Origin of the sequence: Aeromonas sp. R6-1, assembly GCF_040908165.1 — a bacterium.
In the GTDB taxonomy this organism is placed as follows: domain Bacteria; phylum Pseudomonadota; class Gammaproteobacteria; order Enterobacterales; family Aeromonadaceae; genus Aeromonas; species Aeromonas caviae.
The window spans coordinates 1-23813 of sequence record NZ_JBFODF010000033.1; the positions used below are offsets into that span (position 1 = coordinate 1).

Consider the following 23813-nt stretch of genomic DNA (forward strand, 5'->3'; position numbering starts at 1 on the left):
GCCTTCCTAAGAAACATCCTCGATTGCCTGTAGGGTGAAACCAAACTCGGCGGCCCGCCGGTGCAATCCCTTGACCACCCGCTCGCGGTACTGCTGCTCATAGTGGTCGGCGCCGGGATCCTGATATTCCATACCAAAACGCATTGCGTTGTAGAACAAGACCGCAATCTTGCGCGCGGTGGCGGTGACAGCCTTCGCTTTGCCGATACGCGCCGACAACCGTCGATAGAATGCCCCCAGCGCCGTATTTGTTCTGCCAATGGTCACCGCTGCCAGTCGTAAGTGGGCGGTCACTCGATTCTTGGTCTTGCGAGTATGAGCTGACAACACCTTGCCGCCACTGATCCGGCAGCCCGGAGCCAGTGTCAGCCAGGAGGTGAAGTGTTGGGCCGTTCGCCAGCGACTCAGGTCCGTTCCACACTCGGCCACCAGACGCAGTGCCAGGTAAGGGCCAATGCCATGGATTTGAGTCAGATCGATACCGACCAGCTGATAGAGCAAGGTGCGCACATCGAAGTTGAGTGCGTTCGGTTGCCGGGTACGGTGGCGAGGCTTGGGTAGCGCTTCGCTGGGGCGGGGCTTTCCACGAGAGAGTTGTTGCAAGCTTTGGGCAATCTGTTCATCACAGAGAGAAATCTGGGCCTGGTAGGCGTCGTACATGGCCAGTGCCTGACTCAAGGCAAACACATGCTCGGGCTGGTAATTGCCAACCAGCGCACGTTGGATAGTTTCGACGCTCGACTGACAGCGCAGGTCGCGCATGGCGGCGAGCATCGTGGCATTGCGCTCTCCTGCGACAATGGCACGGATGATCCGCATACCGGTGGCGCCGGTGATGTCACTCACCACATGCTGCAATTGCAGATTCATGTGGGTGAGCACCTTTTGCATGTGCTGGATATGAGCCGCAGCGTAATCGAGGTGACGTTCACGTAGCCGCAGATAACTGCGCAGCGCGGCGATCTCCCGCTCAGGATGGAAGCTGGCGCGCAGTAGACCGCAAGCATGCAGGCGCTGGATCCATTGCGCATCGTTGACGTCGGTTTTTCGCCCTGGTACGGCCCGGGCATCCCTGGCGTTAGCTAAGATGACCTGTAAGCCATGGGTCTCCAGGATCTCATACACGGGTATCCAATACACGCCCGTTGACTCCATTGCCACGGTGGTGATCCCAAGCTCGACCAACCAAGCAGCCATACGCTCCAGGTCTGCCGTGAAAGCCTGAAAGGTTTGCACTGGTTCTTCGGCGAGCGCGGTGGGCACCGCAACCACATGGAACCGCGAACCGATATCGATGCCCGCGGCGAAGGCATGGATGATCGGTAAACCGTGTTCAGTGTTGTGCTTTTTCATGAATACCCCTCCATCACAAAATAGTGCCGGACGGGGACTCGGATTCGATCACATTCCTAAACGGGGTCACCAAGGTGCCACCACTCACGGGTCCGCAGCTTCCCCTGGGTCAGGTTTTTTGACGGGGACTCAGCCTCCAAAAAGCAGACGACCACTGTCCGGTGAGGTCAGTGTAGTGGACGTGTTTCTAATTCCATGGGCCACGGAGTGCCGGGGAGGCGGTTTTTTAAGATATCTCGCTCATCGGTGACGCGACGCAGTTCAGCCTTGAGGCGCCGAATTTCGGCTTGCTGGCTGGAGTCATCCTGTTGCTGCGCTTCGGGTTGGCTGTAGCGTTTGATCCAGACATAAAGACTGTGGCTGGAAATACCAAGTCGTTCAGCGACCTCTGCTACTGGGTAATTGCGCTCAGTCACCTGCTTGACGGCTGCCAGTTTGAATTCTTCCGTGTAACGTTGCTGCTTGCTCATAACACCTCCTGATTGACCTCAGTTTGAGGCTCTTGAGGTGTCTAGGAAAGTAGGGGCGATTCACATCTCCCACAGCGGTAGCCAACCGATGAACATTAAATGGCGTCTCACTACTCCGATGCCGCCTTTTATGTGGAAAGAAGCGGCCAAATTGGCAGTTGGCTGAGCGACCAATCACAACAAGGCCCACCCACGGCGGGCCGCCTTCGTGTGGTCAGCAGGCAATCCGCTCGATTCGGCCACCGCTTAGTTTGAAGAAGGCATCCTGCGGCAGCTCCTGCAGCCAGGTGGTGGTGTAGTCCAGATCCACATAGGCGCCGCGCAGCATGGCGCCAAAGAGACCGTGAGAAACCACGATGGCCTGCTCGGCAATGTACTCGTCCTCAAGCCATTGCCGGGCCCGGCGCTGAATGCTCTCAAAACTCTCGCCATGGGGGGCCCGCAGATACCAGTCCGGCTCCTCCAGATCCAGCTCGGGGTGGGCCGCCAGCAGCTCGGGCACCCGGCGACTCTCCCACTCCCCCATCCCCAGCTCCACCAGCCGCTCGTCCCAGATGATGCGCTCCTGGTCCAAGCCAAGCTGCTGACACACCCGCTCCGCCGTCTGCCGTGCCCGGCCGAGGGGGCTGGCGTAGATCGTCCAGTCGGTGGGCTCGGCCAGGAGCTTGGCCAGACGGGCCCCCATGGCGAGGGCCTGGGCTTCGCCCCTGGGGGTCAGCTCGGAGTTGCACCGCCCCTGCAACCGCAATTCGGCGTTGTAACGGGTCTGGCCATGGCGCAGCAAATAGAGGGTTCGAGACATGGTTTCTCCAGCAGAGTCAACGAGATAAGAAAACAGGGGGAAGATGATAACAGATGTACCGGGTCAACCAAGACCCGGAGGATGCAGGCTTGTGCTGACTCCTTGAGCGCATGGCCTGCGGCTATCGTGAAAGGACGACAGGGGCTGCGCGCCTTTATCGCACAGGCGCCTTGTGCGCATACCACACGCCTTCGCCACGGGCCCGCCAGCGCCGTGGCAAGCGCCCCATGCTCCCCTATCTTGTTGTTCAGACGGAATAAAATGGGGATGTGCCGGTTTATCGGTCACAGGATGGCGGCCAAAGCCAGAAAAGACAGAGTTTTTGCTCTGATCCGGGGGCCATTTTGGTACGTATCTCTGGCTCACGACAGGGACGCCTGGTGTACAATCTGCCACCCGATTTCCCCTGACCCGGCCCAGGCTCAGGCCCTGATGTACCCCAGAGTAAATGAACGTGACCCCAACCCACCCCATGCTCGACAGTTATTACAGCCAGGATCTGGTGTTCTTCTCCATCCTGGTGGCGGTGCTCGCCTCCTACACGGCGCTGACCATGACCAGTCGGGTGAGCCAGAGCCGGGGACGGGCCGCCGTGCTCTGGCTAGCGGGGGGAGCCTTCGCCATGGGGCTCGGCATCTGGTCCATGCATTTTATCGGCATGCTCGCCTTCAACCTGCCCATCGCGCTGGGATACGATCTGACCCTCACCGGTCTCTCCCTGGTGGCGGCCATCGGCTCCTCGGCCTTTGCGCTCTGGCTGGTCAGTCGTCCCCAGCTCCCCTGGCACCAGATCCTGTTCGGGGCCGTGCTGATGGGGGCCGGCATCGCCACCATGCACTACATCGGCATGGCGGCCATGAAGATAGCGCCCGGCATCCACTACCTGCCTGGGCTCTTCATCCTCTCCATCCTTATCGCGGTATTCGCCTCGGGTGCCGCGCTCTGGATAGCGTTTCGCCTGCGCAACAGCTCGCCCCGCGCCTTCTTCAGCAAGGCCCTCGCCTCCCTGGTGATGGGGGCGGCCATCATCGGCATGCACTACACCGGCATGGCGGCGGCCCAGTTCCCCGCAGAGAGCCTGTGCGGGGCCCTCTACACCGGTCTCAATACCCAGTGGCTGGCAACCGTGGTCATCATAGTGACCCTGGCGGTGTTCGCCATCGCCTTCGTGCTCTCCATGCTGGATGCCCACGCCGCCAGGCTCTCCACCTCCCTGCACCAGGCCCACGACGAGCTGCTCAAGCTGGCGCTCCATGACAGCCTGACCCGGCTGCCGAACCGGCTGCTGTTTGCCGACCGCCTGGAGCAGCGCATCCAGGAGTGCCAGCACAGCCAGCGCAGCTTCTCCCTGCTGTTTCTCGATCTCGACGGCTTCAAGATCATCAACGATGCCCACGGCCACCACACCGGGGATCTGCTGCTGGCCGAGGTGGCCCAGCGCATCACCGGCCTGCTCGGTGCCAGCGACACCGCCTCGCGCTTTGGCGGGGACGAGTTCGTGCTGGCCCTGGCGCCGGGGGATGTGAGCCAGACCACGGCCTTCGCCGAGCGGCTGCTGGCCACCCTGGCCCAGCCCTATGAGTGGGAGCACCACAGCCTGCACATCACCGCCAGCATCGGCATTGCCGTCTATCCCCAGGATGGCACCAGCCTGCACGAGCTGACCCTCAACGCCGATGCCGCCATGTATTACGCCAAGGAGCAGGGGCGCAACGACTACTACTACTTCGACAGCGCCATGAACGCCAACGCCCACCAGCAGTTCCTGCTGCACAAGGAGCTGCAACACGCCCTGGAGCGGGGGGAGCTAGCCCTGCACTACCAGCCCAAATACTGTGCCCGCAGCGGCCAGGTGGTCGGCGCCGAGGCCCTGCTGCGCTGGCAGCACCCGGAGCATGGTGCCGTCTCGCCGGCCAGCTTCCTGCCGCTGGCGGAGAAGAGCAGGCTCATCATCCCCATCGGCAACTGGGTCATCGACGAGGCGTGCCGCCAGATGAGCGCCTGGCGGGCGGCGGGTCATCACGACTGGAGCGTGGCGGTCAATCTCTCCACCATCCAGCTCGCCAGCCCCGGGCTGCTGGAGGAGGTGCAGGGCGCCCTCGCCCGCCATCGGCTCGAGGCCCGTCACCTGACCCTGGAGATCACCGAATCCACCGCCATGCAGAAGGCCGAGGAGAGCCTCGCCATCCTCAACCGTCTGGCCGAGCTTGGCCTTGGCATCTCCATCGACGACTTCGGCACCGGCTACTCCAGCCTGCTCTACCTCAAGCGCTTCCCCGCCAACGAGCTCAAGATTGACCGGGGCTTTGTCACCACCCTGGAGCGGGGGGGCGACGATGCCACCATCATCGCCGCCATCATCGCCCTGGGTCAGGCCCTGGAGATGCGCATCGTGGCAGAGGGGGTGGAAACCCCGGAGCAGCGCGACCTGCTGACCGAGCTGGGCTGCGACACCTTGCAGGGCTATCTGCTCGGGCGCCCCATGACCGGGGAGCAACTGCTTGTCCACTGCGCTCCCGAGACTCCCCAACGGGTGCTGGAAGGTGTGCTTGCCTGACAAGCAGGTGAGGCGCTGCGCCCATGTCGCCAGAGCCATCACCAGGCCGATTGCGTCCCTTCACGACTCAAGGTAGTCTGCTGCAAGACTCGAATGCTACTTTATCTTGCCGGGCGCATCGAGCGCCCCATGGCAGATCACCCGTTCAGAGGAGCCACATCCATGGCCAGATACCAGTTCTTCAGCGTCCCCGCCTCCCACCGTCAGCAATATACCTATGTCGACATGGCCTCCCCCACCTTCCTCACGGAGAAGGAGGCGCTGCTGACGCAAGGGTTCGAGGTGGAAGAGGATTTCATCGACGCGGCCACTCCCCGCGAGGCGGTGGAGAAGTACAGATCCGGTTTTCTCTACGTGGCGGACGAGATAGGCAAGTCAGACGAGGCCTATGCGGCGGCAACGGCCTTGCTGGAGATGGGCAAGAAGATCCTCGGCCGCAAGGCGGGCTGAGCAAGGCGGGCCGCCGGGACGATACCTCCGATGGCCCGCGGGCAGTCAGCGTTGGGGGTGCTGACGGAGCATCTCCACCAGCTCCTCTTCACTGCCGGGTTCATGGGCAAGCTGCAGGCTGGGGGCGGCGCCCCCCATCAGCATATAAACGTGAGTGCTGCAGTGATCGTAGTGATACCACTTACCGTCGATACAGACGTCGGTATAGCATCTCGGGTCCCTCTTGAGTTCCATACGCACATCCTTATGTGTCATTCACCAACATCACCCTTGACCGTAAAATAAGCGGCCCGAGTCCCCCTTGACCTGGATCAAGGGAGGTGGCGGGCAGAAGCGGGCAGTGGCCGGATCTGGCCGGGGCCGGATGCCCCCAGCCCGGGTGACCTAGCCCGCCAACCGGCCCCAGCCAGGCAACAGCGCAACAAAAACGGCGCCCGAAGGCGCCGTTTTTCATGTCCGTCATTTGACCGACGAGGAACAAGCCGCTGGCTTATTCGTCTTCCAGGTAGGCGTAGCCTTGCAGACCCAGCTCCAGCTCGTCGAGCAGGGCCTTGCGGGTCTCTTCGTCCAGCGCCGGGTGGGAGACGATGCGCTGGTAGTTCTCGCGGATCACGGACGGGTCGATGTTGACGTAACGCAGCAGCTGGTCGACGGTGTCGCCACGCACCACGTTGCGGATGTCCATCTTGCCTTCTTCATCCAGCCACACTTCCGCGCAGTGGGTGTCACCAAACAGGTTGTGCAGATCCCCCAGGATCTCCTGATAGGCACCCACCAGGAAGAAGCCGACGTGGCACTCTTCGCCTTCACCGTAGACCGGCATCGGCAGGGTGCTTTCCACCCCCAGACCGTCGACGTAGTGCTCCACCTGACCGTCGGAGTCACAGGTGATGTCCATCAGGATGCCGCGGCGGGTGAGCGGACGCTCGAGGCCGGAGAGCGGCATCACCGGGAACACCTGACCGATACCCCAGGCATCCGGCAGGGACTGGAACAGGGAGAAGTTGGCAAAGCACTTGTCAGCCAGTTTCTCGGAGAGCTCGTCGGCCAGGGCGCGGTGGTTGCGGTTGACTGGGTTCAGCAGCTCCTTGAGCGCCAGACAGGTGTTCTGGTGCAGCATCTCTGCCCAGGCACGTTGCTCCAGGTTCAAGAGGCCCATGGTGTACTGGGCGTTGACGTCACCGAGATCCGCCACGGAGTCGTGGAAGATCTCCAGCAGGGAGGGGTCTTCACCGCGCAGGTCCAGCCAGCCTTTCCACATGTTCTGCAAGATGGTGGGCGCGTCTTCGTCCGGGGCGCTGATGTCGTTCACCTCCACCCCTTCGGCACCAATGATGTTGGTGACCAGCACGGCGTGGTGCGCAGTCAGGGCACGGCCGGACTCGCTGATGATGGTCGGGTGCGGCAGGTCGAACTCGCGGCACACATCGCCGATGCCCCAGACCACGTTGTTGGCGTACTCGGAGAGGCTGTAGTTCGCGGAGCAGTGGCTCTGGGAACGGGTGCCCTCATAGTCCACCCCGAGGCCGCCGCCCACGTCCACCACCTCGACCTTGGCGCCAAGACGGCACAGCTCGGCGTAGAAGCGGCCGCACTCGCGGATGCCGCCCTGGATGTCGCGGATGTTGGCGATCTGGGAGCCCAGGTGGAAGTGCAGCAGTTGCAGGCAGTCCAGCTTGCCGAGGCTGCGCAGACGCTCCACCAGCGCCAGGATCTGGGAGGCAGAGAGACCGAACTTGGACATGGAACCGCCGCTCGATTCCCACATGCCGGAGCCGGTGGACGCCAGACGGGCGCGCACCCCGATGTTGGGCTTGATGTTGAGACGAGCAGACTCGTCGAGCACCATTTCCAGCTCGGAGGGCTTCTCCACCACGATGTAGACCTTGTGGCCCATCAGGTTGCCCAGGAGGGCGTGGCGGATGTATTCGCGGTCCTTGTAACCGTTGCAGACGATCACGGACCCTTGCTCATGATGATGGGACAGCACGGCCAGCAACTCGGGCTTGGAGCCCGCTTCCAGCCCAAGCCTCGGCTTGTCGCTGTAGGACTGACTGATGGTCTCGATGACGCGGCGCTGCTGGTTTACCTTAATCGGGTAAACGCACAGGTAATCCCCCTCATAGCCTGACTTTTCGATGGCCTGACCGAAGGCGTTGAACAGCGCATCGACCCGGCTCTTGAGGATGTCGGGGAAACGCAGCAACACCGGCGTGGTCAGCCCGGACTGGCGCAGTTGCTCGATGGCCTCGGACAGCACGATCTGAGCCTCGGGGCGAGACTTGTCGGGAGAGACGGTCACATGACCGGCGTCATTGATATTGAAAAAACCCGCACCCCAGTAGGGAACGTTGTAGACCTTCAAGGAGTCCTTGCTGGACCAGTTAGTCATGGGCTATGCCTCGCAAATGAGCGGCCGTGGGCCGCCTTCGTTACCCTCAATCACATCCAGACCATTGATTGCAAAATGCGGCAAGCCAGAGCGGCCTGCTGACGTTGGACCCGCAACGGAGCATGCTCCGCCACATCCTGTTCATTGCACATCGCGGCAAGCCAAGGCTGCCTGGTGGATCTTGGGAAGTAACGAGTCTTGATGTGGGGCTGGTGGCTTTACATCAAGCTCAACGGTATGCGGTAACACCTTGCCGGCGTACCGCGGTACTTTGATGACAATCGGCATCAGCCACGCCGTTTGTTCATCATTCGGCAGCCATCCCGACGGACAGGAGAGGGTTTCAAGGAAGAGAAGGGAAGACGTCAGCACGCATCGTGTTGATGGACGACAACCACTACGACCCGCTCAACGCCAGTGACCGCCCATGACAAGGGAGATGATGAGCCCGAAGCCCACTCGGTCAGCTGAAAGATGAGAGTCCGTTGTTCTCCCTGATACCGGAGCCTAACCGGTATTAAAGAAACCATTCCCCAGCAGTGTCTGTCGTTTCTGCGTGCCTCGCCCTATAGGCGTCATGATCCTGCGGGTCTGGCGGACACGGCCTGCGCAGGGTTGCCCTTGGATCGGCGCGGAGTGTACACACTTACCGCAGCCAGTGACAATAAAAAATCGTGCTAAAAAACGGGTTTTCATCGGGGGGCAAAATCTCGCTGCCAGCAAGGCGGGCTCTGGGATGGCGGGGGATGGGAGTGCGTGGGCGAGGCGATGAAAATAACCAACACGTCACGCTTTTTGGGTCACCCCTTGCCAGCGCTGGGCCGAGGGGAAATTCAGCTTTTTCGCAATTGCTTAACCAGTTTTCATTTTGGAATTTTTATGCAAGGTGCCGAGCGATGATCCCTGCCCCTCCCCCTCGATGGCCCTCCTCTCCCCCACAAAGTCATCAAAAACTGCGCTGACGCAATAAGCGGCGCCGCCGTCTTGGCCACAATGACTCCTCTTTCGTGACCCGAGGCTTGCCCATGAACACCCTGCTTTCGCGCTTTCTCCACTACCTCACCTTTCATACCCGTTCCGATGCGACCAATCCTGCCTGCCCCAGCAGCGAGGGACAGCGCCTCTTCGCCCGGGCCCTGTGCGACGAAATAACGCAGATGGGGCTGAGCCAGGTCACCCTGGACGAGCATGGCTACCTCACCGCCTGCCTGCCGGGCAACCAGCCGGATGCCCCCGCCATCGGGCTCATCGCCCACATGGACACCGCCGATTACGAGGCCGAATGCGTCGTCCCCCAGATAGTCGAGCACTATCAGGGGGGCGATATCTGCCTTGGCAAAGGGGACGAGGTGCTGGCCATCCGCCAGTACCGCTTCCTGAAAAACTACCTGGGGCAGGATCTCATCACCACCGACGGCACCACACTGCTGGGGGCCGACGACAAGGCGGGCATCGCCGAGATCCTCACCGCCGTGGAATACCTGCAGGCTCACCCCGAGATCCCCCGTGGCGATGTCTGGGTCGGCTTTACCCCGGACGAGGAGATAGGGCGCGGTGCCGACCGCTTCCCGCTGGACCGCTTCCCGGCCAAGTGGGCCTACACGGTGGATGGCGGCGAGCTCGGCGAGCTCGAATGCGAGAACTTCAACGCCGCCAGCGCCACGGTGCGCATCACAGGCAACAACGTCCACCCCGGCACCGCCAAGGGCAGCATGATCAACAGCCAGACCCTGGCCGCCCGCTTCCATGCCGCCATGCCCGCCGAACAGACCCCGGAGTGCACCCAGGGGTATGAGGGCTTCTTCCACCTGGCCCGGATGGAGGGCACGGTGGAGGAGACCACCCTGCACTACCTCATCCGCGACTTCGACGATGACTGCTTCGCCGCCCGCAAGGCCCAGCTCAAGGAGCGGGTCGCCTCCCTTCAGCTGGACGCCCCCAGAGCGCGCATCACCCTGGAAATAGTGGACAACTACCGCAACATGCGCAGCCAGATAGCGCCCCATCCCCACATCGTCGAGCTGGCCAAAGCCGCCATGGAGGCCGCCGACGTGGTGCCCAAGATCAAACCCATTCGCGGCGGCACCGACGGCGCCCGGCTCTCCTTCATGGGGCTGCCCTGCCCGAACCTGTTCACCGGCGGCCACAACTTCCACGGCAAGCACGAGTTCATCCCCCTGCAATCCATGGAAAAAGCGGTCGCCACCCTGGTGGCGCTGGTGCGCCTCACCTCTGCCTGGCGGGCAGAGTAAGGGGGCAAGGACGGGGCTCGCCCCGTCATCAAACCGTCACCCAACCGACACACGAAAGGCACGCAGGGGCGTCAAGCTGGGGCAAAGTTCAGCGGAGCCTTGCCCATGTTCGACGTCGATACCCTGTTGGGGCAGCACCTGCCCCACCTCGCCAGCCAGCCCCTCCTCCGTCCCCTGATGAGGCAGGGGCTGCGCTGGTTGCTGCATGAGGAGGCCTTCACCCGCTTTGCCGCGCGCCATCCCCACCTGCGCGGTCTGGACTTCGTCGAGCAGGCCCTCACCGAGCTCCACTTCGACTACCGGGTGAGCGAGGCCGAGCTCGAGCACATTCCCGCCAGCGGCCGGGTCATTCTTGTCGCCAACCACCCCATCGGCTCCCTGGACGGGCTGGCCCTGCTGCGCCTCATCGGGCGCATCCGCCCCGACGTCAAGATAGTGGCCAACCAGGTGCTGGCCCAGCTCGCACCGCTGCGCCCTTTGCTATTGCCGGTGGACAACCTGGGGGGCAAGACCGACAGGCAGGCCATCCTCGCCATGAACGAACACCTCGCCGCCGACGGGGCCCTGGTTATCTTCCCCGCAGGCGAGGTCTCCCGCCTCGGCCCCAAGGGGGTGAAGGATGGCCCCTGGCAGGCCGGCTTCATCAAGCTGGCCCAGCGCAGCCGAACGCCCCTGGTGCCCATTCACCTGGGAGGGCGCAACAGCCTCTGGTTCTATCTCGCCTCCTGGCTCAACAAGCCCGCCTCCGCCCTGCTGCTGGTGCGCCAGCTGTTTCGCCAGCAGGGGCAGACGCTGCCGGTGACCATAGGGGCGCGCATTCCCCTCGCCAGTTTTCAGGAGCTGCCGGCCAAGACGGCGGCCCGGCTGGTGCGTGGCCACCTCTACCGAATCGCTCGGGGCAAGGCGGGACGGCTGCAGACCGAGGCCCCCATCGCCCTGCCGGAGGATCGCCGCCTGCTGAAACAGGCCATCGACGGGTGCGAGCTGCTCGGCCAGACCCCGGACGGCCAGCGCATCCTGCTCTATCGCCGCCACGAGCAGAGCCACTCGGTGATCCTGCGTGAGCTGGGGCGCCTGCGGGAGATCGCCTTTCGGGCGGTGGGGGAAGGCTCGGGCAAGCGGCGGGATCTCGATGCCTTCGACGATGACTATCACCACCTCATCCTCTGGGATCCCGCCCGCCTCGACATCATCGGCGCCTACCGTTTTGCCCCGGTGGCCGAACGGCTGGCCAGCAAGGGGCTGGATGGCCTCTACAGCCACACCCTGTTCGGCTTCGAAGAGAAGCTGCTGCCCCGGCTGGAACAGGCCATCGAGCTTGGCCGCAGCTTCATCCAGCCCGCCTATTGGGGCAAGCGGGGGCTCGATTACCTCTGGTTCGGCATCGGGGCCTATCTGGCCCGCTATCCCCAATACCGCTACCTGTTCGGGCCCGTCACCCTCTCCGGCAGCCTGCCGCCAGCGGCCAAGGATCTGCTGGTGAGCTTCTATCGCCAGCACTTCGCCCCCGCCCTTGCCCTCGCCCCTTCCCGCCGCCCCTATCCCGCCACGCCGACGCTGTTCGAGGGGCGCGATTACGGGGACGACCTCAAGGTGCTCAAGGCAGGGCTCGACAATCTGGGCTGCGCCATTCCCACCCTCTACAAGCAGTACGCCGAGCTGTGCGAGCCGGGGGGCGTGCAGTTCATGGACTTTGGCATCGACCCGGACTTCAACCACTGCATCGACGGCCTGGTGTGGGTGGACGTGAGCCGCATCAAGCCCCACAAGCGGGCCCGCTATATCGGCCTCCCCGCCGGGGAAGCGCTGGCCACCTCTGGCGACCGTTGACCGGGGGCCGCAACGAAAGAGGGAGGCCTGTGCCTCCCTCTTTCACTTCATGGGTGATGCCGCTTACTCGGCTGCGGGTTTGCGATCCGCATGGCCGAGATCCCGCTCAGGGGCGATGACATCCCGCACCCGCTGCTTGATCTCCTTGGCCTCGGGGAAGCCCTCGTCGGCCACCCTGTCCCACACCAGCACCCCGTCCACCAGGATGCGAAACTCCCCCTTGCTGGCGGGCACCAGGGCCACCTCGCCCAGTTCGCCGTCGAAGGTGGAGAGCAGCTCCTGGGCGAGCCAGGCGGCCCGCAGCATCCAGCGGCAGAGGGTACAGTAACGGATTTCGATGCGCGGTTTCGCGAGGGGCAAATGGGTGTCTGTCATGGGGTGACTCCGTGAAAATCGGTCAACCAGTGGCGAGCGATGCGCTGCATGGTGGCCTGGGGCAGTTCGTGAAGGCCCGGGGTGGATGCCTGATGGGCCAGTTGGTGCACCCCTTCGATGATCTCCGCCAGCACCAGGTAGACATATTCGCCGATGACGGCGCCGTGGACGAAGTTGACCGCCTCCCCCCGGTTGAGCAAAAAGATGGTGCTGCCGTCCGGCCGGGTCAGGGCCAGCACATGGGGACACACCTCCTCGCTCGGCCAGGGCAGCTGGGCGAGGCTGAAGGCAAATTCGTCGTCGGCGGAGGTGACCGAGGCCAGCATGGCGCCGGGGCGCAGGGCCTGCAGATCGGTGATGTCGAGGGAGCCGTTGCCGGTGGAGCAGATCACCAGCTCGGCGCGGCCCAGGGCCTCGGCCTTGTTCACCAGCTTGAAGCCGTGGGAGAGTGCCTCCACCTGGCGCAGGGCATCCGTCTCCACCAGCTCCAGATGCAGGTTGCGACAGCGCAGTTCCCGGGCGATGCTGCGCCCCACCTTGCCATAGCCGAACAGGGCGGCCTGGCAGACATTGAAGGTACGCCTCAGGGTACGTGCGAGAGACTCCGCGGAGTAGACCACGCTCAGGCCGATCTGGATATCTTCCGCCTGCTTGAGGGGGCTGCGGGCCACCGAGATGACGGGGGCCGCCAGTGACTCCTGTTCGTAGCGCTGATGGCCGTTCTCGGTCATCTCCACCACCCCGATGAAACGTGCGCCAAAGTGCTCGGCCAGTACCGCCTGGCTCTTGGCGAAGTAGCCGCCGATGTCGAGGATGATGAGCCGCTCGTGGGACATCACCAGGGGGGCAATCTGGGCGATCACCTCACCGGGATCCGAGGTCCAGTGGCGATTGAGGGGCAGCACGGGGTAGTGCTGCTGGGCCCAGGTCAGGGTCGGTCCATGCACCGACTTGGGTTTGGGCAGGATGGCACCGACCCGACCCACCCGATCGAGCACCTGGATGAAGTCGGGTCTGTCGGGAAGCAGGTGGGTCACCAGCAGGATGCAGAGATCCCCAAGACATCCCTGTTCGGTGAAATGGCGAAAAAACAGATGCTCAGATCCCTGACTGCGCAACTGTGGCCTCCTTAGCGTGCCGCGGGAAAGCAGGCAAACAGAACCCGGCATAGCCGGGTTCTGTGTGTATCCAGATAATTGAAAATCCTTTTTATCCGAAAGCACCATGGGTCTCAATCTTTATCTGTCCAGACTTTGACAAGCCCATCAATTTCTAAGGTAATAGCCTGTTTTTCATGCAGAAATCAGTAAAGTGACGCCTCTGGCCATACCCACCACAGACTCACTCCGGCACCGACGGCCGCCACCAGGATCAAGACCCCCCAGCGAGAGAGTCCCGGGCGCCCGTGCAGGGCACGTTCCAGCAGCGGCAACAGCCAGACCGGCAGCAGCACCAGCAGGGGCACTTCCACGTACTGCCAGGCGAGCATCTGCACGAAGGCGAGTGAAAGCCCCAGGGCAGCCGGGGTCACCTTGACCCCTGCAAAGGCGCCGAGCAGGGCACGGAATCCGGCAAACGCGGCCAGGGCACCCGTCAGCTGGGCGATGAGCAGGCTGCCATCGATGCCGATGACCAGCGCCAGCCAGATGAAGGCCAGGGCGAAGCCGAGCCCCTCCTCGCTGTCGCCACGCCAGCTCGTCCAGCCAGACCAGAGGATGGCGGGCAGCAGGGCCAGCCAGATCCCGGGCTCGCTCGCCAGCACGGAGGCCAGCCCCTGCCACCACACCAGGGCGCCCAGCCCCCCGAACAGCGCGAGGGCGACCCCCTTGCTGGTACCCTGGGTCAGGGCGGGCACCAGCAGGGTCAGCGGCAGCCACTGCCACGCCTTGACCGGCAGGCCATAGGCACCGCCCAGCAGGCAGCCCACCAGCCAGATCCCCAGGGCGCCCCACAGATAGCCCAGCAGCGGCCAGCGCCACGACAGCAAAGCGGCCCCCAAAGGAGCCGCCAGGGTTTGAAGCAGGAGTGCTGCGCCCATTACTTGCGCACGCCTTCAACGAACAGGTTGATGGTCATCTCGTCAGGGATGTTCGGCACCATGTAGTTCACGCCAAAGTCGCTGCGCTTGATGGTGGTGGTGGCGTTGAAGCCGCTGCGGTAGCCGCCCCAGGGATCCTTGCCTTCGCCGATGTGGACCAGGTCGAAGGCCACGTCCTTGGAGACGCCGTGCAGGGTCAGGGTGCCCTTGAGCACGCCTTTGTCCTTGGTGCCTTCATAGCCGGTGCTGACGAAGGTCATCTTGGGGTACTGCTTCACGTCCAGGAAGTCGGGGCTGCGCAGGTGCTTGTCGCGGGCCTCGTGGTTGGAATCCACGCTGGCGGCATCGATCTCGAAGCTCGCCTTGGCCGCTGCCGGGTTGGCGTCGTCCATGCTGAAGGTGCCACTGAAGGTGTTGAACCGGCCGACCAGTTCGGAGAAGCCGAGGTGGCCCACCTTGAACTGGACTGTGGTGTGCGCTGCATCGACATCGTAATCGGCAGCCATCAGGGGAGCCGCCATAAACAGGCAGGAGGCCAGCAGGGCCTTGGTCATTTTCATTCCGATCGTTCCTTCATTGGGGGTTCACAACGGTGTCCAAAATGCTAACCTCCTATCGAGAATAGATAATCATCGATTTATTAAAATAATTATCAACCGAGAGTGGAATATGGATCAGATAGCCGCCATGCGCACCTTCATCAAGGTGGTGGAGTGCCAGAGCTTCACCAAGGCCGCCCATCAGCTCGGGATCTCGGTCGCCATGACCTCCAAGCTGATGCAGCAGCTCGAGGAGTCCCTCTCCACCCGGCTGCTGTCGCGCACCACCCGCCAGGTCAACCCCACCGAGGCGGGCCAGTTCTACTACCAGCGCTCCCTGGCCCTGCTGGCGGAGCTGGAAGAGACCCACAGCCAGCTCACCCACAACAACCAGCAGCCCCAGGGCACCCTCAAGCTCTCGGTGCCCATGGATTTCGGCTACCTGCACCTCTCCCCCGCCCTGCCCCTGTTTCGCGAGCGCTACCCGGACTTGAAGCTCGAGATTGAGTACAGCGACCGGCGGGTGGCCCTGGTGGAGGAGGGGTTCGATCTGGCCCTGCGCATCGGCAACCTGCCGGACTCCTCCCTGGTGGCCAAGCCGCTCGCCATGATGAAGATGGTGGTGTGCGCCAGCCCCGACTACCTGGCCCGCCGGGGCAGGCCGAAGACCCCGGAGGATCTCAAGCAGCACGACTGCCTCATCTACACCCTGACCCAGCCGGACTGGGTCTTCAAACGGGATGGGGAGGAGCACAGCATCCGCCCCCAGGGGCCCCTTCGCGCCAACAACGGGGTGGCCCTGACCCGGGCCGCCTGCGACCACCAGGGCATCATCTTGCAGCCCACCTTCATCGTGGGGGATGCGCTGCGCTCGGGGGCGCTGGTCCCCTTGTTGCTGGAGTGGGAGAAGGGGCAGGTGGGGCTCTATGCCCTCTATCCGCACCGCCGTTTCGTGTCGGCCAAGGTGCGCTGCTTCATCGAATTCGTGCAGGAGCGCTACCTGGCGCCCCACTACTGGGACAGGGAGACCTGAGCCCGGGCTCAGGGGGTGGGCATCAGCTCGGCCACCAGCAGGTGATCCTGCTGGCTCATCTGCCAGCGTGGCAGGCGCTGGCGCAAGGCGGCGAGCTCGGCCTCCCCCAGCGCATAGGGCAGGGTGACGTGCAGGCAGTGGCAATCCAGCATGGCCGCCAACTGCATCATCAGGGCGAGGTTTGCCTCGTCGCTCTTGTGCTTGTTGATGCGCTTGCCGAGCTCGTGGCGAAAGTGGGTCTCGGGATCCTGGGTCATCGCCTGCCAGCCGTAGCCAAAGAGCGGGATGAAGGCGCTGACGATGCCAAGGGCGGTGAGGGGCCGTTTGGGCGGGTGATAGAGGGCATTGAGATCCAGCAGGATGGGGCTTTGATGGGGCTCACGACTGCCGGATAAAATAGTATTGCTCATTGGATTACCCTGTTGATTCCTCTAGACTTCGCCGCATATTTGACCTGACATGCCAACGAGGTGCTGATGCTAAGCGATATCGAGATCTCCCGCCAGTCCCCCCGCCTGCCCATCGCCGAGGTGGCAGCACAGCTCGGCATAGCGGCCGCCCATCTCCACCCCCACGGCCATTACAAGGGCAAACTCGACCTCGCGCTGCTCCATCACGCCCCCGCCCGCGAGCCCGGCAAGCTGGTGCTGGTGAGCGCCATCACGCCCACCCCCCTTGGGGAGGGCAAGACGGTCACCACGATCGGCCTCTCCATGGGGCTCAACCACATCGGCCAGCCCAGCATCGCCACCATTCGCCAGCCGAGCCTCGGCCCCGTCTTCGGGGTCAAGGGGGGCGCCGCCGGGGGCGGCATGGCCCAGGTGGTGCCGATGGAGGAGATGAACCTGCACCTCACCGGGGATTTTCACGCCCTCACCGCCGCCCACAACCTGGCCTCTGCCGCTCTCGATGCCCGCCTGTTCCATGAACGCAAACTCGGTGACCAGTTCAGCGCCAGAACCGGTCTGGCGCGGCTCGATATCGACCCGGCCAACATCCTCTGGCCCCGCACCCTGGACATGAACGACCGGGCGCTTCGCCACCTCACCCTCGGCCAGGGCGGCGCTGCCGATGGTGTCGAGCGCCCCGATCGCTTCGTCATCACCGCCGCCTCCGAGCTGATGGCCATTCTGGCCCTGGCCAGGGATCTCAAGGACTTGCGCGCGCGTATCGGCCGCATCCAGCTCGCCCTCGACCTGCGCGGCAAGCCCATCACCGCCGAGCAGCTGGAAGTGGCGGGGGCCATGACGGTGCTGCTCAAAGACGCCCTCAAGCCCACCCTGATGCAGACCACGGAGCAGACCCCTGTGCTGGTCCACGCCGGCCCCTTTGCCAACATCGCCCACGGCAACTCCTCCGTCATCGCCGATCGCATGGCGCTGGGTCTTGCCGACTATGTGGTGACCGAGGCGGGTTTTGGCTCCGACATGGGGCTGGAGAAGTTCTTCAACATCAAGTATCGCCAATCCGGCCTTCCCCCCGCCTGCGTGGTGCTGGTGGCCACGGTGCGCGGCCTCAAGGCCAACAGCGGCCTGCTCGACATCCGGCCGGGCCAGCCGCTGCCGGCCAGCCTGCAAGGGGAAGATCTGCCCACCCTGACAGCGGGGTGCGCCAACCTCGCCTGGCATATTCACAACGCCCGCCGTTACGGGGTGCCCGTGGTGGTCGCCATCAACCGCTTCCCCACCGACAGCGATGCCGAGCTGGCCCTGCTGGAGGAGGCGGCGCGCCAGGCCGGTGCCTGTGGGGTCGCCCTCTCCCGGGCCTTCACTGACGGTGGCGCGGGTGCGGCGGATCTGGCTCACGCCGTGGTGGCGGCCTGCAAGCAGCCCAGTGAGGTCAGGCTGCTCTACCCCGATGAGATGAGCCTTGCCGCCAAGCTCGCCACCCTGGTGGAGTGCGGCTATGGCGGCCGGGGTGTCACCCTCTCGGACAAGGCGCGCCAGCAACTGGCCAGACTCTCGGCAGAGGGCCAGGATCACCTGCCCGTCTGCATGGCCAAGACGCCGCTCTCCCTCAGCCATGACCCCGCCAGGAAGGGCGTGCCGACGGACTTCGAGGTCCCCATCGAGGAGGTGAAACTCTGCGCGGGGGCAGGCTTCGTCTATGCCCTGGCGGGCCCCATCATGACCATGCCGGGCCTGGGTAGCCTGCCGGCCTATCGCCATATCGACATCGACGATGACGGCGACATTGTCGGCCTGAGCTGACGTGCAGGCTGGCAGCCTGCCCTCAATGAGCGCCATATGGATATCGACGATGACGGGGAGATTGTCGGCCTGAGCTGACGCGCAGGCTGGCAGCCTGCCCTCCCTGAGCGCCTGACGGCGAGATAGTCCGATTGCGTCACATGATCGGACAAGCAGTCTGGCGCCGGCCGATGACGCGGCGCTAATCGACCCTGACATCAACAGACCCGCCATCAACAACAAGGCCCCGCCGATTGGCGGGGCCTTGTTGTGCGTATCAGAACGCCATCAGTAGTGGAAGCGCCCCAGCTTGCTCATGACCGTCTCGGTCAACCCGTGCATCTGCCGGCTCTGGGCATCCTGCTCCCGGGCCACCCGGGTGGAGGCGCTCGCCAGCTCGTGGATGTTGCTGACGTTCTGGTTAATCTCCTCGCTCACCTTGGATTGCTGCTCGGCGGCGCTCGCAATCTGGGTCGCCATGTCCTGGATACGGTCGGCGGCCTGCACTATGGTCGCCAGCTCGCTTACCGCCTGCTCGGCATCACGCAGCGCCAAGCTGCTCAACTGGCGCCCCTCTGTCATGGTGTCGACCGCGGCACGCGTGGTATCCCGCAGCCTGTCTATCATCTGCTGGATCTCCTGGGTCGAGGCCCGGGTCTTGGAAGCCAGGGTACGCACCTCGTCGGCCACCACGGCGAAACCGCGACCATGTTCACCGGCCCGTGCCGCCTCGATGGCTGCATTCAGCGCCAGCAGGTTGGTCTGCTCAGAGATGGTCCGGATCACATCCAGGATGCTGCCAATCTGCACCCCCTGCTGCTGCAAGGCGGTGATCCTGTCCGACACCTCGCTGACCTGGGCACTCAACTGGCGGATGCCGTTGGCAGAGGCGCTCACCACCTGCTGACCCTTGTGCACCGCATGACGGGTCTCATCCACCGCCTGGGCCGTGATCTGGGCGCTGCTGGAGACGGAGTCTGCGGTCGATGACATTTCATGGATGGCCGTGGCCACCAGCTCGACCTGCTCCAGCTGGTGATGGCTGTTCGCCAGCCCCTGCTGGGCCTGCCTGGCCGAGGTCACCGCCGCCTGCTGCAACTCGTGCACGCTGGTGGCGGTGTCGGTCACTATGCCCTGCACGGTCGCGACGAACTGGTTGATCCCCTCCGCCAGCACCCCGGTCTCATCGCGCCGGTGCTGGGTCAGCCGCTGGGTCAGATCCCCTCCGGCGCTGGAGAGACGCGCCACCATGCGAGCCGTCTCCTGCACCGGCCGGGAGATGGACCCTGCCGCGAAAGCGAGCCCGACCAGACCGATACCCGCCACCAGGATGCCCACCATCAGCTGGGTCCAGACCCCCTTGCCAAAGGCCTCGGCACGGACCTGCGCCATCCGCTCGTACTCGGCATAGAGGGCGCTGCCCGGCACCTCGATGGCGATCCCCCAGGCCTGTGTGACCTTGTTGAGGCTGATGGGTGCGAAGACCCTCAAGCCATCGGCGTGCTCGTCGCTGCCCCTCTCGCCACGTTGCAACTGGGCCAGCAAGGATGGATCCTGCAAGCGCTGCCCTACCCCGTCGCCATCGCGGGAGTCGGCGGCGATGATGCCCATGGGGCTGATGATGCGCACCCTGCCCTGCCCGTCGAACACCCGCTGGCTGATGTCAGCGGCCAGCCGTTGCAGGTAGTTGAGGGAGTAGTCGATGCCCACCATGCCGAGGTATTGATCCCCGTTCAGCACAGGCACCACAAAGGAGGTGAGCAGGGTGGGCTGACCGTTGACCTGGTAGACGGAGGGGTCGACGGCGCAGCTTGCCTTGCTCTCCTGCGGGCAGAGATACCACTCGGAGGCCCGGATCCCGGTCGCGCTCGGCGTCTTGCTGTAGAAATCCCCCAGGGGTTTGAGGTCAAAACCGGCCGGGCCACGGCTCCAGTAGGGGGCGAAGTTGCCCGATGCCTGGCTATGCCGGCCATCACCGGTATGGAGCGCATCCTGACCGTCGAAACGATCCGCCTCCCAGCCACTGTAGATGCTGAGGAAATCCGGGTTGCGATCCCCTATGTCCTTGAGCAGGGCCGTGACCTCGTCCCGATCGAGAGGCTCGGACTGATGGACATTGCCCGCCAGCAGCGCCGCCAGGGTTTCGGCCGCATCCAGCGCCAATTCGAAGGAGCGTGCCACCTCGCTCGCCTGACCATCCGCCAGGGTCAGCAGCCACTGCCTGGCCTGCTGGCGGGCCGCGTCGTGGCTCTCCTGCTGGATCTTCTCCTGCATGCTGGCCAGGGAAACATAGCTGTAACCCACCACGCTGAGGACGGTGGTCAGCAGGATGCAACCCGCAAAGAACATGACTTGATACTTGATGGAACGGAACATGACGGATGGTGGGTCTCTTGAGCCAAAAAAGGGGGGCATCATACGGGCTCGCAAACAGGTCGCAAACGGCCCTGCATGAAATTAATCGCCGATTTGTGAGCGAATTCGAACATCCGGCCTGTCATCCCCCCATCCGGTAGGTGACGGGGCAGGCGGGCCGGTTGAAACGGGCACAGGGAGGGCGATGACAAACAACAAGGCCCCGCCAATCGGCGGGGCCTTCTGCGTTGTGCCGGGTGGCAGCAAGACTCAGAGGGTGAAACGCTGGGTCATATGGTGCAGGGTATTGGCCAGCTTGCTCAGCTCGACACAGGCCTGGGCGGTCTGCTGCGCCCCCTGGGCATTCTCGTCGGCGGCGGTGTGGATCTTGACGATGCTGCGATTGAGCTCCTCGGTGACCGCGTTCTGCTGCTCGGTGGCGGTGGCGATCAGGGTGTTCATGTCGGTGATCTGGGTGACGGCACCGTTGATGCTGTCGATGCTGCTCCCCGCCTCCCGCGCCAGCTCCACGCTCTCCTGCATCTGCTGACGGCTCAGCTGCATGGCGCTGCCCGCCTCGGCGGTGCGCTCCTGAAGCACCTCGATCATCTTGCTGATCTCGGCGGTGGACGCCTGGGTACGCTGGGCCAGACTGCGCACCTCGTCCGCCACCACCGCAAAGCCACGCCCCTGCTCGCCGGCACGGGCCGCTTCGATGGCCGCATTCAGTGCCAGCAGGTTGGTCTGCTCGGCGATGCCGCGAATCACGTCCAGCACCATGCTGATGCTGGCGCTGTCGGTCTCCAGTTGCTGCACCACGCCCCCGGCCTGCTCTATCTGACGGGAGACCTGCTCTATGCTGCCGATGGCGCTGCGTACCACCTGGTTGCCCTGGGTGGAGGTGCGGGAAGCCTGCTTGGCCGCCCCCATGGCGTCCGTGGTGTTGCGAGCCACCTCATTGACGGTGGACTGCATCTCGTTCATGGCGGTGGCGACCTGAGAGACCTCTCCCTGCTGGCTCGCCATGCCTTTGGCGGACTGCTCGGAGATGGCGCTCACCTCCTCCACCGCGCTGCTGAGCTGGCTCACCGAGCCGGAGATTTCGCTCACCAGCTCTGCCAGTGCCCCCTGCATCCGGTCGATGGCCGACCCCAGCTGACCCAGCTCGTCGCGGTTGAAGCGGTTGCCGCGGACCCACTCCTGCAGCTCGCCCCGGCCGAGATCGCCGCTCGCTATGCGCTGGGCCTGACGGGCCAGCATGATGAGCGGGTCGCGGATCTGGCGGGTCAGCACCACGGAGAGGGCGACAACCAGGGCCAGGCCGATCACCAAGGCCAGGGTCACGCTCAGCTTGGCGCTGTCAAAGGCGTCCACCACCTCGGCACGGGAGCCCACGGAGTAGCCGTGGTTGATGCGGATAAGCTCACCCACCGACTTGGTCAGATTGGTATAGAGGGTGACCCCCTCCCCCATGAAGAGGTGCTGGGCTTCGGCCATCTGTCCCGAGTCCTGCATCTGCCGGATGCGCTGGTGCAGGGCGACATATCGCTCCCAGTCCGCCTTGACGATGTCAAAGGCGCGGCGCTCCTCCCGATCCTCCGCCCAGATGGTGCCATCGTGGGCCACTATCTGGCGCGCAGCCTCTTGCAGGCTCTTCTCGCTCTCGTTGCGATAGCGGGCCTTCTGTTGGGCATCGTCCGCCACCAGGAAGACATCCAGTTCGTAGCGGCGCAGGGCATTGATGGTCTCGCCGAGGGTGCTGGTGCGCACGACGGCGGGCAGGATACTGTCGGTAAAGCCGATGGCGGCGCGGTTCATCTTGCTGAATTCAAACAGCGAGAAGCCGCCGATAAAGGCCATCATCAGGCCGAGTACGGCAAAGCCGGCGGTAAGTTTTTTGCCTATCGTCATGGTGTTCATGGCATGTCCTGCATGGGGGAAAACAAGTGGCATTGCTGGGCGCAGGCCTGGCCTGCGCCTTCACTACCCTCCTTGGCAGCACATCTCGTCCCTGTCGGCGCGCACAAGGGCGGGCCCGGGGGTGTCGGCGTCAACCAGACCGTCCGACAACACGGAGAGCCATAGCGACCGGCACGGTCACAACTTTAGGTATTTTTCAAAAAAAGTGAGGGAAAGGAGCCGGGGCCTGTCGGCGACAGGCCCCGGGAGCACTACCCTTTCAGACCACCGAGGAACTCGGCGCGGGTGTCGGGCTGGGTCTTGAAGACGCCGCCCAGGGAGGTGGTGGTGGTGTAGGAGGTGGAGTCCATCACGCCACGGGCCTTCACGCAGAAGTGGGTCGCCTTGATGCTGATGGCCACGTCCCTGGTGCCAAGCAGGGTCTGCAACGCCAGCAGGATCTGCTGGGTCAGCCGCTCCTGTACCTGGGGACGGCGGGCGAAGAACTGCACGATGCGGTTGATCTTCGACAGGCCAATCACCTTGCCGCGGGGAATGTAGGCCACGTGGGCAAAGCCGTCTATGGTGACGAAGTGGTGCTCGCAGGTGCTGGTGAGGCTGATGTCCCGCACCATGATCATCTCGTCCACCTTCATCTTGTTCTCGATCACCGTCACCTTGGGGAAGGTGGCATAGTCGAGGCCGGAGAAGATCTCGTTCACGTACATCTTGGCAATGCGGTGCGGGGTCTCGGCCAGACTGTCGTCGGCCAGATCCAGTCCCAGCGTCTCCATGATGGCGCGCATATGACCTTCGATTTTTTCCTTTTTCTGCTGGCCGCTCAATTCATTGGCCACCAGAGGTGTCTCAAGGCCCTCGGCCTCGAGCGCCGCCCTGACCAACAGGGCTTCCTGGCTTAAGCTCGTCATCGTGTTTCTCTCCCACGCTCAGGGACTGTGCTGGCCTGCGGCATGGTGCCGCGGCGCAATCTTACAGGGCGATTATTGTCATAATTCTGTCTAACTCAAGCCCGGTGCCCGACTTTATGCCAAACCACCCCGTTTTGTCCGCACCGGCCTGCCCATTCGGGGGCAAGGCCATGCCGCCTCTTCCCCAGCCACCATCTCGCACAAGCCTCGCCCTGGTTACCCATCAGGAGGTAATTCAACGGGATAGCGCCCCAGAATCCGATCACTCCGGGGCATCTGCCCCCCATTACCACACCTTCGGCCTGCCCATCGGAGCGGATTTTTGGGATAATCCGCCCCCTACACACCAG

18 protein-coding genes and 1 pseudogene are annotated in these 23813 nt (G+C 63.8%); 6 read left to right on the top strand and 13 right to left on the bottom strand.

What is annotated here, in order from left to right:
* Positions 1 to 6: 6 nt before the first annotated feature.
* The 3 genes and pseudogenes from AB5Y68_RS09280 to AB5Y68_RS09290 form a co-directional block, all read right to left on the bottom strand.
* A complete protein-coding gene (locus tag AB5Y68_RS09280; protein ID WP_039041085.1) occupies positions 7 to 1353 on the bottom strand; it encodes an IS110 family transposase in 1347 nt (448 codons plus the stop codon).
* A 224-nt stretch (positions 1354 to 1577) separates the two neighbouring features.
* Positions 1578 to 1823, bottom strand: a pseudogene (locus AB5Y68_RS09285) (transposase); the annotation flags it as partial.
* Positions 1824 to 2037: 214 nt separating this feature from the next.
* The gene (locus AB5Y68_RS09290; protein WP_039038865.1) at positions 2038 to 2625 is read right to left on the bottom strand and encodes a histidine phosphatase family protein; all 588 of its coding nucleotides are present in this window, start codon (positions 2623 to 2625) and stop codon (positions 2038 to 2040) included.
* Between the two features lie 448 nt (positions 2626 to 3073).
* On the opposite strand from AB5Y68_RS09290, the gene AB5Y68_RS09295 reads away from it, so the two are divergent.
* Positions 3074 to 5182 carry a bifunctional diguanylate cyclase/phosphodiesterase gene (locus AB5Y68_RS09295; protein WP_234703997.1) on the top strand — a complete coding sequence of 703 codons (2109 nt, stop codon included), beginning with the start codon at positions 3074 to 3076 and terminating at the stop codon, positions 5180 to 5182.
* Between the two features lie 162 nt (positions 5183 to 5344).
* Positions 5345 to 5632, top strand: a complete 288-nt coding sequence (locus tag AB5Y68_RS09300; protein ID WP_039038863.1) for a hypothetical protein — start codon at positions 5345 to 5347, stop codon at positions 5630 to 5632.
* A 45-nt stretch (positions 5633 to 5677) separates the two neighbouring features.
* Here the strand turns inward: AB5Y68_RS09300 and AB5Y68_RS09305 are convergent, their stop codons facing one another.
* Both AB5Y68_RS09305 and speA read right to left on the bottom strand, forming a co-directional pair.
* Positions 5678 to 5866 (bottom strand): hypothetical protein, encoded by a 189-nt coding sequence (locus AB5Y68_RS09305; RefSeq protein WP_010674183.1) that lies wholly within the window; start codon positions 5864 to 5866, stop codon positions 5678 to 5680.
* 256 nt (positions 5867 to 6122) lie between these two features.
* On the bottom strand, positions 6123 to 8024 hold the full coding sequence (speA, locus tag AB5Y68_RS09310) for a biosynthetic arginine decarboxylase (RefSeq protein ID WP_039038862.1): 1902 nt from the start codon (positions 8022 to 8024) through the stop codon (positions 6123 to 6125).
* Positions 8025 to 9049: 1025 nt separating this feature from the next.
* Between speA and pepT the strand changes: the two genes are divergently transcribed.
* Both pepT and AB5Y68_RS09320 read left to right on the top strand, forming a co-directional pair.
* Positions 9050 to 10276: a peptidase T gene (gene pepT, locus AB5Y68_RS09315; protein WP_039038861.1), complete on the top strand. Its 1227-nt coding sequence runs from the start codon at positions 9050 to 9052 to the stop codon at positions 10274 to 10276.
* Between the two features lie 105 nt (positions 10277 to 10381).
* Complete coding sequence (locus AB5Y68_RS09320) at positions 10382 to 12106, top strand: lysophospholipid acyltransferase family protein (RefSeq protein WP_039038860.1); 1725 nt, start codon at positions 10382 to 10384, stop codon at positions 12104 to 12106.
* 63 nt (positions 12107 to 12169) lie between these two features.
* On the opposite strand, the gene AB5Y68_RS09325 is transcribed toward AB5Y68_RS09320, so the two are convergent.
* From AB5Y68_RS09325 to AB5Y68_RS09340, 4 genes are all read right to left on the bottom strand, one after another.
* Positions 12170 to 12481: a SelT/SelW/SelH family protein gene (locus tag AB5Y68_RS09325; RefSeq protein WP_010674179.1), complete on the bottom strand. Its 312-nt coding sequence runs from the start codon at positions 12479 to 12481 to the stop codon at positions 12170 to 12172.
* Positions 12478 to 13599 (bottom strand): adenosylhomocysteinase, encoded by a 1122-nt coding sequence (locus AB5Y68_RS09330; protein ID WP_039038859.1) that lies wholly within the window; start codon positions 13597 to 13599, stop codon positions 12478 to 12480. The genes AB5Y68_RS09325 and AB5Y68_RS09330 overlap by 4 nt, the downstream gene beginning before the upstream one ends.
* A gap of 185 nt (positions 13600 to 13784) precedes the next feature.
* Entirely contained in the window at positions 13785 to 14519 is a 735-nt protein-coding gene (locus tag AB5Y68_RS09335) for a hypothetical protein (protein ID WP_039038858.1), read from the bottom strand.
* On the bottom strand, positions 14519 to 15079 hold the full coding sequence (locus AB5Y68_RS09340; RefSeq protein ID WP_039038857.1) for a YceI family protein: 561 nt from the start codon (positions 15077 to 15079) through the stop codon (positions 14519 to 14521). Before AB5Y68_RS09340 ends, AB5Y68_RS09335 begins: the two co-directional genes overlap by 1 nt.
* A gap of 109 nt (positions 15080 to 15188) precedes the next feature.
* Here AB5Y68_RS09340 and AB5Y68_RS09345 point away from each other — a divergent pair, with 109 nt between their 5' ends.
* Positions 15189 to 16091 carry a LysR family transcriptional regulator gene (locus tag AB5Y68_RS09345; RefSeq protein ID WP_039038856.1) on the top strand — a complete coding sequence of 301 codons (903 nt, stop codon included), beginning with the start codon at positions 15189 to 15191 and terminating at the stop codon, positions 16089 to 16091.
* Between the two features lie 8 nt (positions 16092 to 16099).
* On the opposite strand, the gene AB5Y68_RS09350 is transcribed toward AB5Y68_RS09345, so the two are convergent.
* Positions 16100 to 16501, bottom strand: a complete 402-nt coding sequence (locus AB5Y68_RS09350; RefSeq protein WP_010674174.1) for a hypothetical protein — start codon at positions 16499 to 16501, stop codon at positions 16100 to 16102.
* Positions 16502 to 16567: 66 nt separating this feature from the next.
* Between AB5Y68_RS09350 and AB5Y68_RS09355 the strand changes: the two genes are divergently transcribed.
* The gene (locus AB5Y68_RS09355) at positions 16568 to 18301 is read left to right on the top strand and encodes a formate--tetrahydrofolate ligase (protein ID WP_039038855.1); all 1734 of its coding nucleotides are present in this window, start codon (positions 16568 to 16570) and stop codon (positions 18299 to 18301) included.
* Between the two features lie 267 nt (positions 18302 to 18568).
* Here the strand turns inward: AB5Y68_RS09355 and AB5Y68_RS09360 are convergent, their stop codons facing one another.
* The 3 genes from AB5Y68_RS09360 to folE form a co-directional block, all read right to left on the bottom strand.
* Positions 18569 to 20656 carry a methyl-accepting chemotaxis protein gene (locus tag AB5Y68_RS09360; RefSeq protein ID WP_039038854.1) on the bottom strand — a complete coding sequence of 696 codons (2088 nt, stop codon included), beginning with the start codon at positions 20654 to 20656 and terminating at the stop codon, positions 18569 to 18571.
* Positions 20657 to 20905: 249 nt separating this feature from the next.
* Complete coding sequence (locus AB5Y68_RS09365; protein ID WP_039038853.1) at positions 20906 to 22555, bottom strand: methyl-accepting chemotaxis protein; 1650 nt, start codon at positions 22553 to 22555, stop codon at positions 20906 to 20908.
* Between the two features lie 251 nt (positions 22556 to 22806).
* Entirely contained in the window at positions 22807 to 23463 is a 657-nt protein-coding gene (gene folE, locus AB5Y68_RS09370; RefSeq protein ID WP_010674171.1) for a GTP cyclohydrolase I FolE, read from the bottom strand.
* Positions 23464 to 23813 lie beyond the last annotated feature (350 nt).